Here is a 12,893-nt window from a genome sequence, read left to right as displayed (position 1 = left end):
TCGTCAAGCGAATGACGATCGCTTCTTTGAGACGCTATAAATTGCGGTCTGAGAGAAGACACTGTCCCCAAGATAGCGTCTAGCGCTGTATAGAGCGGGTTAGGTTTCTTTTTTCAGTCTCAAAACGCGCAATCTCAAAGTAGTGTCGAACGATACCAATTTCAAAGTGAATACAGTCACTTTGAAATTTTCATTGTTTTTGTCAGTTGACCGAAAGGGTTGATTGATAACAGTTTCTTTGAAAGAGATTGATATGTTTAAAGACAGACGTTTAAGAGCGTCCGCGATTTGTGTCGTTACCGAGTTGACGCTCGGTGCGTTCCGCGTTGCACTCGCTCTGATAACCGGCAGTTTGGCGCTCACCGCAGATGGTGTTCACGCCCTAAGTGATGTTTGGATTTCGCTAGTACTGTTTTTGGTACTCATGCTGCGAGTATCGAACGACCACAAACAAAGATTTAGCGAGCGCTTTGTCAACCGCATCGAATCTTCCGCAGTTATATTTTCCGCCGTGGCCGTACTGGCCGCTGCCATCGCTATTTTTAATCGTTTGTACAAAAGCGAGCCACCGCAAATTGAGAACCTGTGGATCGCGATTGTCGGTACTGCGATTGTCATGGTGGTGCTTTATTTCCTGGCCAAGCTCAAGCAAAGGGTAGGTCGTGAAACCAATTCGGTGACCCTTGAAGCTGATGGTTACCACAGTAAAGCGGACATGATTACCTCGGGTGCGGTATTGGTGTCACTGATTGGCACTCTAGCCGGTATTCATTTAGACCGAGTACTTGCAGTCATTATCGCTGCTATGGTGGCTCTGCTTGGTGTCGAATTGCTGATTTCTGGCTTTAGAAGCTTGCTAAGTAGCAAGGCCTTCGATCAATTGTCTCTAGTGGAGTGGTGTGGCTCGAAACTGGCGAAAATTCCATTTGCCGAGAGTCTAAAGAAAGCTATTCGCGCTATTTCTCAGTACTTTTATTGCTTGCGCTACTGGTTTGCCGTGGGCGCTGGCATCGCTTATTTGTCCACCGCGGTAACCCTAGTCCCCTTGGGTTTTGTGGGGCAACAAACCTTTTTGGGTAAGCAAACTGCGGAGGATGTACCCACAGGTATTTATGTGCACGCTCCCTGGCCGATGGGCGAGATGACACTTCTCAGGGAAGGGCTAGTACAGTTGGCTAAAGTTGGCTTGGAGCCATCAGCGGTAGCGCAACGGGTGTCAGACGGCGCTTGGTTTGGCGTTTCAGAACGTACTCGCGGGCAAGACAACGCTGGATACCTTCACACTGGCGACCAAAATCTAATTTTTGCCAGCGGTGAACTGCTATACAAAATTACATCACCAACTCAGGCGATGAATGCCTATCCAGAACTGGATGTCATGATCACCGAACTGGCCAATGCCGCTTTGTGGGAGCTGGTGGGAAGAAAGTCCTATCAAGAACTCATTCAAGGGGATCGTCAGGTACTAGCTGACCAGTTGTTTATGAGCATTAGCAACGACGTTACTCGAATGAGTTACCCAGTAGAGTTGGTGTCATTTTCATTTGACAGCATTCAACCTCCTGGGCCTGTGGTTAAGGCCTATCGCAAGCTGCACCAAGCACGCCAGCGCAAGCAGGATTTAGTCAACCAAGCATCGACTGAAAAGGTGTTTCAATTGTCTGAAGCGCGCTCAAATGCGGTGCAGATTTTGGCGCAAGACACCGCCTACGCTCACTCGGTGGACGCGAGAACTCAGGGCGATGTGAAACGCCTGAATCTATTGGCCGATTCTTACACCAACAACCCGGAAGCCTTCAAGCTAAAACGACAGAACGAAACTGTACAGAGCACTTTGGCAGGGCAGCCACTCACCATCACTGATCCGAGATTTGACAAACACGACTACCGAATTTGGAGCGCAAAACCATGAGCATGACAAACCTACTATCGACCAAAGTGAAATGGGCCGCGATAGCTGTTGTAGGGCTAGGGTTTCTGGCATTTGACAGTTTGATCATCGTAAAAGAAGGCCAACAAGCGGTTATCAGTCAGTTTGGCAGTCCAGTGAAAGTTATCGACCAAGCAGGGCTGGTGGTCAAGATGCCAACGCCTGTGCAAACCGTGACTCATATTGACAGTCGTGCTCAGGTATTGTCTTTGCCGCACAACGAATACGGCACCTCGGATCGCAGTAACTTGGTGGTTGAAAACTTCATTGTGTGGAAGATTGCCGACCCGATTCGTTACCTGACGTCGGTAGGTAACAAAGAAGTCGCCTCAACCCGATTATCGGCGCTGGTAAATGCCGAAGTAGGTATCGCCATTAGCTCAGTGAACTTGCCGACCTTGTTTGGCATGGCTGAGCAGGACAAAAGCGTTAAATCTCTGTTCGCTGAGATCACAACGAAGGTCGATGCCAAAGCGCAACGAGAGCTTGGTATCGAGGTGACTTCATTGCGAGCCAAACGACTGGGTTTCCCGATTCAAAGCCTTGCGTCGATTTACAACCGCATGGAGTCTGAGTGGCAGCACTTAGAGAAGAAGTACATCGCTGAGGGTGAAGAACTAGCGGCCAGCATTCGCGCAGAGACCGACCGCTTGGTCAGTGAGATTGAGGCTAAAGCTTATCGCGACGGTCAAATCATTCGCGGTGAAAGTGAAGCGCTTGCAGCGGCCACGTATGCTGATGCTTACCAAAGCAATGCCGATTACTTTACCTTCACGCGCTACATGGAGACTTACGAGAAAGTTCTAAAGGATAACGCGACACTTATTCTACCGACCGATTTGCCACTGTTTGAGCAGTTCTTCGAGACTCCAAAGGTGAAGAAATGAGTATTTCAGTCAGTCTAGACTTGCGCGCCATTTGGCGAGATTTTTGGCCCAAAGCCAAGTGGTTAGCTCTTATCGGCATTCCATTGGTGTATCTGGCTAGCGGGTTTTATTCGATCGAAATGGAGCAGCGCGGTGTGCTGTCGCGCTTTGGTGCTGTGATAAACAACAATGTACCACCGGGAATGCACTACCGTTTTCCATGGCCGGTGGATAGCGTATCAATTGTTGAGCAAGTCGAGTTGCAGTCGTCTGATGTGGCTTTTTCACAGCAGGGACGGGATGGTCGTTTGCAACCTGAGATGATCACACGCCGCGGTGACTTGGCGGAAATGGCGTTTGAAATTCAATACAGCATTTCAGACCCTGCCAGCTACCTTAACTCGGCGGATGATATGCCAGCTTTGATTGAGTACATCACTACCTCGGAGCTGATCAATTACGTATCGCAGCAAGAGCTAGAACCCTTGTTGACTTCGGGTCGAAGCTTATTGCAACAGGAAGTGCGTGAAAAGGTTCAGGCTGAGCTTGAAGCGTTTGACGCTGGTGTGAATGTCACCTCGATTCTGGTACATCGCTTAGAAACACCGCGAAGCATCCGCCTTCAATTCGACAAGCTGCAAATTGCGCCAGCGGAAAAGCGCAAGTTGGAGCAGGATGCGATTGCGGAGCGCACTCAGAAAGTCTCAGCGGCCAAAATTGCCGCTAACCAATACGTGTTGGAGCAGTCCAATTACGCCACCGATACCGTGGAAAAGACCAAGGGTGAAATGGAGCGTTTTCGTCTGCGATCGGAAGAGATTAAACAGTCACAGAACTCGTTGGACTTGATCAACAAAGAGTATCTACAGACAGTGAAAAAAGTCCTTTCTATTGCCAACACCAAAATAGTCACACCCGACTAAGGGGCATGTTTGCGCTTTAGCTAGCCCACAAGGATGTGGGTCAGCTGGGCGACAGACAGCAGCTATTCAAACGTGCCAAACCCTACATAGGCTAGAAGCAGGACACTGCGATGAACTTTTCACTCCCTCAGCTCGAAGCATTTGTCGCTACAGCAGAATGCGGCAGTTTTAAAGGTGCCGCGATTAAACTCGACAAACGCTCGCAAACTATCTCGAGTTTGGTGGCAAGCCTTGAAGATTGTAGCGACCAGGTATTGTTTGAGCGAAAAGCAAAGAGTTTGTGCATTACTGAAGTCGGAAGGCAATTGTACGCATCAGCTAAACGAGTGATGGGAGACGCTGAAAAACTGGCATCTTTGATTGAATCGATAGACGCCTGTTCGGTTGGCAAACTCACCTTGGCCATCGATAGCTTTTTACACTGCAAGCAAGTTATAGCCTGTTGCAGTGCGGTCAAAGCCGAATATCCCGATATCGAAATAACGGTACTTGTGGGCACCACTCATGAAGTCACTCAGTGGGTGCAAGAGCGCAAAGCCGACATCGGATTGCGTTTAGCCTTAGTTGCGGAGACCAATCAACTGACCTTGGTATCTGCTTTTAGTTTTAATCTGCTTTATATAGCCCCAGCAAGCCTTTTTCGTCACGGCCAAGTGGTATCAAGAGAGCAGCTCCAATCACTGCCTCAAATCGTCTACGACGCTATTCACGACATTGAGTTTGACGATTCTTACCTAGTTAGCGACCAGCTGATTGTAACGAATAACGTTATGCAAAACATAAGCTTAATCGAAGAAGGTCTGGGTTGGTGTGTGATGGCAGACATTGCGGTTCAAGCTAACCTAGACACTCGAGATTTAGTCGAAGTATCCATGGAGGGCGGCCAAAGAGACCGATGGATGGCGGAGTGTGTCTATTGCGATGAAGTCACTTTATCTTTGCCAGCGGACGTATTTTTGCAGCGGATCATGGCGCTGTCATAACTTTTGCACCCTTGACTCTAACCATAAAAATGTCCACTCGAACTAGCACAGGCTGAAGCTGTCCTTAGCAATTCCACATACCTCTAAAGTACGAGAATAATATTCACCGAACGCAAGGAAAGCGACTTGCTCTTGGATGAGTTTTGTTTTCTATAGATGAGGTTATGAGATGAAAAAATCCGTATTGGCATTAGCTTTAGCCAGCGCGTTTGGCGCTACCTGTGCAGGTGGTGCAGTAGCTGGCGAATTAGCCGATAGCGTGTTCACCAATGGTGTTTTTGAAACCATGAATGACGCCCAACCCAATGCTGAAGTGCTAGCGGTTAAAGACGGCAAGATTGTTTACGTAGGAAATCAGGCTGGCGCCAAAAATTTCATTAACGATGCAGACGAGGTGATTGACTTGCAAGGCAAGTACGTCACGCCAGGCTTCATTGAAACCCACAACCACGTCATTGGTTCGACCTGGATGGCAAAAGGCATTGACCTGAGCGCCGTGCGCACTATCGAAGACCTCAAGAGCACTATTAAAGCCCACGTTGATGCTCACCCAGAAGAAGAACTGATCATTGGTAATGGTTGGGTGTATCCCAACTTAGAGTTTGAACTCACCACAGAGCTAATGGATAGCATGGGCTTTGACAAGCCAATGGTGCTTGTCGGTAACTACTGTCATGACGCTGTTTTCAATTCGTTGGGCTTGAAAAAGGCAGGTGTCGATTTAGATACGGTGGAAGATCTTCAGCCAGGCCTCATCTATTGGGAGCGTGATGAGATTGGCAAACCAACCGGCTTAGCTATCGAAGGCCAGTGGGCACAAGCTTATGTTGATATGGGGGCTTGGGTATCCGAGCGAGATATTCCAGAAGCGTCTGACTACTTGCAAGGCTACTTGGCCACCCAGGGCGTTACCGCAGCGGTTGCACCTGGGGTGATGACCCCAGCGGTTATTATCAGTGGTGATGCTGTTATTGCAGAATATCGCTTAACCGCCGAGATTCTTCAAAAGCGTATCGATAATGGTGAAGCTAAGATGCGTCTTGGTCACATGCCTATTTTCAAACTGCCAGACTCTGATATCGCCGAGTACATTGCTGTCGGTAAAGAGGTGTCTGACAAGTACGATAGTGATATGCAGTGGGTGGCCGGCTTTAAACTGCACACAGAAGCAGGGTGGCAGGTGGGTGCTGCAACTCAGCTAGTGCCTTATAAAACCAAAGGCGAGGACGGGTTAGACAACTTTGGCCAGTATGGCCTGCCAGTTGAGTTTTCTCACAAGGTGGTTCACGCCGCTAATAAGGCCGGCTTTAGCGTGTATACCCACGTTGATGGCGCGCGTAACGTGAAGCGGTTGACCGATGTTTATTTGGAAGCGCAGGCGCTTTATCCTGAAGCGCGAAATCGTTTTGAGCACCTTCAGTTTGCCATGAAGGCAGACCGTGATCGCATGGTGCAATACAATATCCCAGTCAATGCGACACCGGGTTTCTGTAATGAGATTGATGCGGGTGAGGGTGGTGAGCTCTTGTTCTCGACCATTGATGAGGGCTATTCAAAGGATGCGTACTGCGGACACCCAGATTTGGCTCATCAATACGACAATGTGTCGCTATCCGGTGACAGCCCGGGATTCCCAATTGAAAAATCCTACCCTGTATACAATATGCAGGCGGCAATGACAGGGGTAGATCCAGTGGCGGGCGGTAATCCCTTCCCAAGTTGGCGACAGAACATGACTTTTGACCAAGTGATGAAAGCTCATACCACCATCGCGGCGTGGCAAATGCACATCGAAGAAAAAGTGGGTTCGCTAGAAGTCGGTAAACTGGCGGATATGGCCATTTTTGAGAACAACTTACGCGAAATCGCAGAACAGGACCCGTCTTCTTTGGTTGAGAAAGGCAAGGTCGTTGGCACAGTGCTTGGCGGTGCGTTTACTCACAGAGATGGTATGTAAGCTCTCGCAATAAGACTTTTTTCGTTTCGAATAAAACTCTTAAGTAGCAGGCCATTCAAGTTAGTTCTTGAATGGCCTTTTTAGTTATATAATCAATCGATTATTAAGTCAGAGAGTTATATCGTTGAATTTCTCCCTTCCTCAACTCGAAGCTTTTGTAACTACTGCCGAAACCGGTAGTTTTAAAGCCGCGGCCGTTAAGCTGAACAAACGCTCTCAAGCAGTATCTAAGTTGGTTGCCGCGCTAGAAGACTCCTGTAACGTCGTTTTGTTTGAGCGAACCGCTAAGAGCCTGAAAATAACCGACGAAGGCGCTCGAGTGTTGGGGTCGGCCAAGCGAATTCTCAGCGACTCAATTAAGCTTGAATCGCTTTTCAAAAGTATCGATTCAGGCTTGTCGCGCAAGCTGGTGATAGGCATCGACAATTACCTGCAAAGCCGCGAGGTGAATGCGTGTTGTCGGGCGGTGGCAGAAGAATATCCATCAACAGACATACAAATTATCATTGGCACCACAAAAGAAGTAACCGACTGGGTAGAACAGGGTAAGGTCGATATCGGCTTGAGGATCTCGACGTTAAAACAGGTAGAGAACGCCATCATAGTGACGGTTTTCAGTTTTGATTTACTGAATATCGCGCCAGCTTCAGTGTTTCGAGTAGGTGAGGTCATCTCAGAAGAGCAATTACAGCCACTGCCCCAGCTGGTTTATGAAACCGTTTACGATATCAGTTTGGATAAGCCGCATATCATCAGCGACAAGGTTGTTATTACCAATAACTTAACCCAGGTCATAGGGCTGGTAGAACAAGGTATGGGTTGGAGTTTGGTGCCAGACCTTTCGGTCAATCTTTGGACCAGCACCGACCAGGTTGTTGAAGTTTCTATCGAAGGTGGCTCGCGTTATCAGTGGAATGCCGAGTGTATTTACCAAGATGAAGACCAACTATCCATGGCCGCCGATTTCTTTTTGCAGAAAGTCATGGAGATCGGTCGATAACAGCAGACTTGCAACGAGAACAAATTAGGAGACAATGAAGCATCTATAGTTTTGTACTATTCACCAAGGAAGGTAACGATGAACAATCCAATCAAGTTGGCTGGGTTAGCGGCCATCACTCTATTGTCAATTCAAGCGAACGCCAAAACCTTCTACGCCGATGTGCACTTAACTCACCTACAGCCGACCGTATCTGAAGCAACCTGGGTCAGAACGAAGCAGGTAACACCACGTTATCCTCTAGAACTCGCTAAATCCGGAACCGCAGGATGTGGGGTGTTTAAACTAACGATCAACGAACAAGGTAAAACTGAAGCGATTGAGCTTGTTAGCTCCATTCCAAAGCGAGCGGTAAAACGACCGGCGACAAAAGTCATAAAACAATGGGATTGGCAACTTGTTGCAGGTAAAACCCCTGTGGCAGAAGAGAAACTCATACGACTCGATTTTTGTATGGGTGGAAGCACTTTGGAGGAGGCCAAAGCGCGCTGCGTTGCACAGTCTAAAATGGCGTGCAGTGGTTGAACGCTTGGCTAATTTGGGAGAGGCATATGAGTCCTGGCTCCCACCAAAGGGGTCACTAAGTTTGGAGAATAAGGAGTTTCGCGATGCGCTTTTTTTATACGGTGATTTGTTTAGTTTTTATTTCCAATCCTAGTCTTGCGGCTTCCAACCCCGATCTAAAAAGGGAGCTCGAGCAAATGGTGAGAGTGGATCAGGAAATTAGGAGCAAGATTGGTGAATTAGGCTGGCACAATCCGCCCAAAGACCTCTTAGAGCGAATGAATCGTATTGATTCCGAAAATACGAGAAAGCTAAAACAAATCATAGACAGGCATGCTTGGCCGACTCGACAGTTAGTTGGCAGCAGCGGTGTCTCTGCCGCCTTTTTAGTCATTCAGCACTCACCAGACTATGAGTTTAAAGCAAAGATGCTTCCTACTCTCAAGCAATCCTACCTCAGAGGCGAGGGCATTGAAGGGCAAGATATTGCGTTGCTTACCGACCGAATTTTGATTCATCGTGGAGAGAAGCAGCTCTATGGAACACAATTGAATATTTTGGACGGAATTATAGAGGTTAAACCTTTACTTGAGCCTGAAAATGTGGACAAGCGACGGGCTGAATTGGGAATGCCTGCGCTAGAGGAATACAAAAAGCTCGTCTCGAAAGCCTATGGGATGGCGGTGAAATAAAAAGTAGCTAGAAGGAATTTTAATACGCTATTGAATATTAGCGGGCCATAAAGTAACTTCGTTAAACCTCTGAAGAATATTAGAGGAAACAGACTGTTAAGTTCAGTCATAAAATTTCAGGCAAAACGAAGGGAGTTCGATTTGAAGAATTTTGTACCAGCTATTGTGCTGTTTGGCGCGACTTATGGAGCTTGTGCAACAGAGGCTGTTAGCGGCGTTACTAAGTATGATCAAGCAACACTGAAAGCGCAGAATTTAGCATCGCTAAGTGACCTGCTTGTGAATTACTTGAATAACAACAATCTCACTCAAAATAGCTTCAATACCATTAAGTTCCTAGCCAATGGCCACCCCACCAAAATGAACTCTGCGCAAAAAGAGAGTTACTTCAAAGCCTCTGAGGCCGTTGAATTGCTACTTCACGATAACGTTTTAGTGGTTAATGTTATTGGCCAACCTGAGCCAAAAGAGTAGTACCACAGAAAACTCAAGTGAAGGAATTACGCCATCGGTATTAATTCTGACGTGCAACCTCTTGGCTTTACCGTGTTGGCTCCTTTTATTACAGGACCGCGATCACTCTACAACTAACAAGGAGTAGTTAGCGTGGATAACAAAAAGAAAGACGAACTAAAAAACAATGCTCTCATGGCGGCTCAGTCACTGACCATCGTCGAGCTCGTAAAGTCGATGATGCAATCAAAAACTCTGACCATCATGATACTTGTGGGTTTGGTGTTGGTGGTGAGTTTTATCGCCTTTCTAATGAAAATGGCAGGCTAGTTACAAGCAGTGGGGGAGAAGGCCGCGGCGCGTCATGTTCTTCGCTTTTTCAGTCACTTACGCCGCTGGTACGCTTTTGGAATATGTGACTAAGACAAGGATGTTTTCGATGAGACTATTCAAGCTAGGCGCAGCGCTTTTGGCATTTGCGTTAATTGGTACTTCAATCGCCTTTAGCAAAAGTGTCGAACAAAAGGACAGTGACGAAAGTGATAGAAGCTCGCGTCTAAAGCAGGCTAATGAGCTATTCGTTAAAACTCACCAGTTGACCAAAGATAAGAGCTTGGTCGAGCAAATCTCGATTGTTGAAAATCTATCAAAGCAGCACGAGAATGACTTTTTTGTCTTCAGCATGCTAACCCAAGATCTGAGTTGGCGTTATTCACGCGCGGGCCTTCACCACAAAGCGATAAAGGCAATGGATGCAACGTTTGGTCAAGACAAGGGAGAGATCAGCCAACTAAAAGACTATGTCGCGAAACCAGCGGTCCCTATGCTGCTAGAGCTTGCCGGCGACTATCATATAGTGATGGTGAATGAAGCCCATCATAATGCACAACACCGAGTGCTGACCTATCGATTGCTTGACGAACTTTGGGCGAAAGGGTTCAGATTTTTCGCGGCGGAGGCGTTAACCCCAGAGTGCGAACAAGAGCTGAATAAAGGCTATGTCACGGCTAACTGTGGGCTTTACCCGCAAGAGCCTATATTTGCGAACCTCATTGGCAAAGCCTTGGATATGGGATTTAAAGTCTTATCCTATGACTCGGATTTACCAAATATCACCAACACCACAAATGAGCGAGAAACCAACGCGGCTTCGGTCATTCAACGTAAGGTATTTCTGGAAAACCCTAACGCTAAGGTCATTATTCACGTTGGCTTTGCGCACATTAATGAAAAGGATTGGCTCGCAGCAAAGTTGACCAAAACCACAGGTCTAGAAACTCTTACTATTAACCAAACCTCTTACATCGAAAGAAGTCGTCAAGGCCTAGAAAGCCCAATCTATCAGTATGTTGCGCAGAAATCGTTTGGTGAGCCCATGGTGCTCGCAAAAGGCAGTGAGCTTTGGTGTGCCCAAGACAAAGCCTGCGATGTATCAGTTTTCTGGCCAAGAACTCGCTTGGTGAATGGGCGACCGGAGTGGGCGGGCTTAGGCCGTCAGTCCATAGAGTTAGATTCCACAGCGTGCAAAAGCAAAGCGCCTTGTCTAGTCGAAGTTTTCTCTCAATATCAACTGGACGAGACTCCGACCGATAGAATTATCCTAAATGGAAATAGCGAACCTACATCTGTCTTCGTGCAGCCCGGGACTAATACCATAGTTGTAACTGGTGCAGACGGTACTCAGCTGTCCGTTGAAAAACGAGAGGTAATTTAACATCTGAGCTAAATCCAGTTACGTCTGATTGACGAGTGATAGCTGCAAATTCAGCATTGTTGCGCGGATAGACAAGGTATTTTGCGATGTGGCGCGGTTTAAATTCTACCTAGTTCACCGAATCTACGATCCCTTCGGTTGCATATGAGGAACTGTGATTCTGCGCACTGCTTAATCCGGTATCAAAGTTATTCTCTGCTACACGTTTTTAACTTTAAGACAACGGGTTATGAGAAAAACAAAAAGAGCCTTGGTCGCCTTTAGTTGTGTTTTCGCTTTGGCGGGATGCGAACTTGAGTTGGATGATTCAGAGTCACAAAAAGAATACTACCAGCAGAGTTGGGAAAACACTGAGTTGGCGGCGCAGCGAATGGGCGTGGACCCACAAGCACTGTACGACATGCAAAACTGGCCTGGTGTGAAAAGTCGAGCACTAGAAATTGGTCGACCAGAGAATAAAGACACGGGGTCGGTCCGTTTTTCAGTCATCGGCGAGTATGTTTGGGAAAACGAATGGAGAGAAACAACGGCGGGTTTAACTGCATGGATCAGGACTGACAAAAGCATGAATATTATTCTGATGCCACCGGATTTAACGCCGTATGAGCTGTGTAAATCAAGCATCGACTCTGAAGGTAATTTCGTACCTGGGAAATGCGAAGTCCGATTCCACACCTACACAAGCTCCACAGGCTGGGTGGACAATGGAAAAACCATTTCTTGGGACATTGACGACACAAATGCAGCCGAGTTTAAGCGTGATGTAAACGCGATCGAAAGATACAACGCAGTTAGCTATATCGAAGGTGTTGAGTACGAAGAGAGGGAATCGATTCTTGATATCGAGTTAGTTAATGCACTCCTAAAGCTGCGGCAGGACGCTGACTTTTCGAAATATCTGGCTGGCGAAATCTAGATTATGTCGATTGAAGTTGACATATTGGCGGGAGTTATACCTATTGAAATTCGAACAGGCTTAAAGTCGTCTCTCTGCTGAAGTGCAACAGAATGCTTTTAACGATATGGTGAGGGTAGCAAGTAAGGAAACACTCAATAAAATAGGGAAATCAGTTGATGAGACGCGTAGTCCGATTTAACAAAACCAAATTTTTGTTTGGCAGTATCGACTTAGAACTTTTGAACAAGCAGATTGAAGAGATGGAAAGCGAAGGGTGGCGAGTGTTAACTGTGACACCTTGTTGCCACTTCTTCGGATGGGTCAAAGGCTATACCTTGCTCATCGAATCTAATTAGGTGCTGTCAGCTTACTCGCAAAGAGCAGGGGTTTTAAGGGAAATAACTTAGTTCGGTACGAAAGGAATCGAGATGAACGCGGAAAAATGGAAAGTTAACAGATTAAAAGGCAAACGCCACTTCATATTTAAGCATGGAGTTCTTAACTGGGGTTTGTCGACGGCAATCCTTTGGATAATCGTCATGCATTTCGCTCAACCAATCGAACCAATGTGGGTAAGACCCTTGATAGCCTTGGTGCTCTTTCCCTTGGGCGGCATGCTGTTCGGCCATTTTGTGTGGTGTTCGTCTGAAGCAAAGTTTAAAGAGCTAACTGAGCAATCAGACGCGCAACAAAGAAGTTAGGGTGGGGCTAACCCTTCCATCTGAGTTGAGGATAGAGCTCAGAGGTTCGACGCCCATAGCTGCCGGTAACTTTTCTGCTCAAAATAACACGTTAGTTTAAGCTTCAAAGTTTATTCGATGTCCGGTAGCCCCCTCTTTTAATCTTCGGTAGATAAAGAGGGGAGTAATGGCTTTCCGTTAGTATAGGTTTGGTTGGGTAATCCTCCCATTTTTAACCGAAGTTAAAAGTAGAAGTTAGGCCGCCAGTAATGGCGGTCTGCCATTGTTCGCTG

General features: G+C 47.0%; 14 protein-coding genes. 13 read left to right on the top strand and 1 reads right to left on the bottom strand.

Translation table 11 applies throughout. From position 1 onward, the window contains the following. Window positions 1–253 precede the first annotated feature (253 nt). From CLC93_RS16850 to CLC93_RS16795, 13 genes are all read left to right on the top strand, one after another. Window positions 254–1,912 (top strand): cation efflux transmembrane domain-containing protein, encoded by a 1,659-nt coding sequence (locus CLC93_RS16850; RefSeq protein ID WP_095507164.1) that lies wholly within the window; start codon window positions 254–256, stop codon window positions 1,910–1,912. Further along, the gene (gene hflC / locus CLC93_RS16845) at window positions 1,909–2,817 is read left to right on the top strand and encodes a protease modulator HflC (protein WP_095507163.1); all 909 of its coding nucleotides are present in this window, start codon (window positions 1,909–1,911) and stop codon (window positions 2,815–2,817) included. Before CLC93_RS16850 ends, hflC begins: the two co-directional genes overlap by 4 nt. Continuing rightward, window positions 2,814–3,719, top strand: coding sequence for an SPFH domain-containing protein (locus CLC93_RS16840; RefSeq protein WP_095507162.1), 906 nt, complete (start codon window positions 2,814–2,816; stop codon window positions 3,717–3,719). The genes hflC and CLC93_RS16840 overlap by 4 nt, the downstream gene beginning before the upstream one ends. Window positions 3,720–3,829: 110 nt before the next feature. Then, on the top strand, window positions 3,830–4,702 hold the full coding sequence (locus CLC93_RS16835; protein ID WP_095507161.1) for a LysR family transcriptional regulator: 873 nt from the start codon (window positions 3,830–3,832) through the stop codon (window positions 4,700–4,702). A gap of 169 nt (window positions 4,703–4,871) precedes the next feature. Next, window positions 4,872–6,659, top strand: coding sequence for an amidohydrolase (locus CLC93_RS16830; protein WP_095507160.1), 1,788 nt, complete (start codon window positions 4,872–4,874; stop codon window positions 6,657–6,659). Between the two features lie 124 nt (window positions 6,660–6,783). After that, window positions 6,784–7,659 (top strand): LysR family transcriptional regulator, encoded by an 876-nt coding sequence (locus CLC93_RS16825; RefSeq protein WP_169903107.1) that lies wholly within the window; start codon window positions 6,784–6,786, stop codon window positions 7,657–7,659. A gap of 78 nt (window positions 7,660–7,737) precedes the next feature. Then, window positions 7,738–8,184: an energy transducer TonB gene (locus tag CLC93_RS16820; RefSeq protein WP_095507158.1), complete on the top strand. Its 447-nt coding sequence runs from the start codon at window positions 7,738–7,740 to the stop codon at window positions 8,182–8,184. 83 nt (window positions 8,185–8,267) lie between these two features. Beyond that, window positions 8,268–8,855 carry a DUF6624 domain-containing protein gene (locus CLC93_RS16815; RefSeq protein WP_095507157.1) on the top strand — a complete coding sequence of 196 codons (588 nt, stop codon included), beginning with the start codon at window positions 8,268–8,270 and terminating at the stop codon, window positions 8,853–8,855. A 141-nt stretch (window positions 8,856–8,996) separates the two neighbouring features. Beyond that, entirely contained in the window at window positions 8,997–9,329 is a 333-nt protein-coding gene (locus CLC93_RS16810) for a hypothetical protein (protein WP_095507156.1), read from the top strand. A gap of 132 nt (window positions 9,330–9,461) precedes the next feature. Next, window positions 9,462–9,638 carry a hypothetical protein gene (locus CLC93_RS17780; RefSeq protein WP_169903104.1) on the top strand — a complete coding sequence of 59 codons (177 nt, stop codon included), beginning with the start codon at window positions 9,462–9,464 and terminating at the stop codon, window positions 9,636–9,638. A 109-nt stretch (window positions 9,639–9,747) separates the two neighbouring features. Continuing rightward, window positions 9,748–11,022 carry a hypothetical protein gene (locus CLC93_RS16805; RefSeq protein WP_095507155.1) on the top strand — a complete coding sequence of 425 codons (1,275 nt, stop codon included), beginning with the start codon at window positions 9,748–9,750 and terminating at the stop codon, window positions 11,020–11,022. A 229-nt stretch (window positions 11,023–11,251) separates the two neighbouring features. Further along, window positions 11,252–11,938, top strand: a complete 687-nt coding sequence (locus tag CLC93_RS16800) for a hypothetical protein (protein WP_095507154.1) — start codon at window positions 11,252–11,254, stop codon at window positions 11,936–11,938. Window positions 11,939–12,096: 158 nt separating this feature from the next. Further along, window positions 12,097–12,276, top strand: coding sequence for a hypothetical protein (locus tag CLC93_RS16795; protein ID WP_095507153.1), 180 nt, complete (start codon window positions 12,097–12,099; stop codon window positions 12,274–12,276). A 102-nt stretch (window positions 12,277–12,378) separates the two neighbouring features. On the opposite strand, the gene CLC93_RS17775 is transcribed toward CLC93_RS16795, so the two are convergent. Beyond that, complete coding sequence (locus tag CLC93_RS17775) at window positions 12,379–12,549, bottom strand: hypothetical protein (protein ID WP_169903102.1); 171 nt, start codon at window positions 12,547–12,549, stop codon at window positions 12,379–12,381. Window positions 12,550–12,893: the final 344 nt, after the last annotated feature.

The sequence above is a fragment of the Paraferrimonas sedimenticola genome, from assembly GCF_002282855.1.
Taxonomy (GTDB): Bacteria; Pseudomonadota; Gammaproteobacteria; order Enterobacterales; family Shewanellaceae; genus Paraferrimonas; species Paraferrimonas sedimenticola.
This window is presented reverse-complemented; position numbering and strand designations above follow the sequence as displayed.

Coding starts and splice junctions, on each gene's coding strand:
- CLC93_RS16850 (WP_095507164.1), top strand. CDS start 254: ATGTTTAAAGACAGACGTTTAAGAGCGTCCGCGATTTGTGTCGTTACC.
- CLC93_RS16830 (WP_095507160.1), top strand. CDS start 4,872: ATGAAAAAATCCGTATTGGCATTAGCTTTAGCCAGCGCGTTTGGCGCT.
- CLC93_RS16795 (WP_095507153.1), top strand. CDS start 12,097: ATGAGACGCGTAGTCCGATTTAACAAAACCAAATTTTTGTTTGGCAGT.
- CLC93_RS16820 (WP_095507158.1), top strand. CDS start 7,738: ATGAACAATCCAATCAAGTTGGCTGGGTTAGCGGCCATCACTCTATTG.
- CLC93_RS16840 (WP_095507162.1), top strand. CDS start 2,814: ATGAGTATTTCAGTCAGTCTAGACTTGCGCGCCATTTGGCGAGATTTT.
- CLC93_RS16815 (WP_095507157.1), top strand. CDS start 8,268: ATGCGCTTTTTTTATACGGTGATTTGTTTAGTTTTTATTTCCAATCCT.
- CLC93_RS17775 (WP_169903102.1), bottom strand. CDS start 12,549: ATGGCCGAACAGCATGCCGCCCAAGGGAAAGAGCACCAAGGCTATCAA.
- CLC93_RS16800 (WP_095507154.1), top strand. CDS start 11,252: ATGAGAAAAACAAAAAGAGCCTTGGTCGCCTTTAGTTGTGTTTTCGCT.
- CLC93_RS16805 (WP_095507155.1), top strand. CDS start 9,748: ATGAGACTATTCAAGCTAGGCGCAGCGCTTTTGGCATTTGCGTTAATT.
- hflC (WP_095507163.1), top strand. CDS start 1,909: ATGAGCATGACAAACCTACTATCGACCAAAGTGAAATGGGCCGCGATA.
- CLC93_RS16835 (WP_095507161.1), top strand. CDS start 3,830: ATGAACTTTTCACTCCCTCAGCTCGAAGCATTTGTCGCTACAGCAGAA.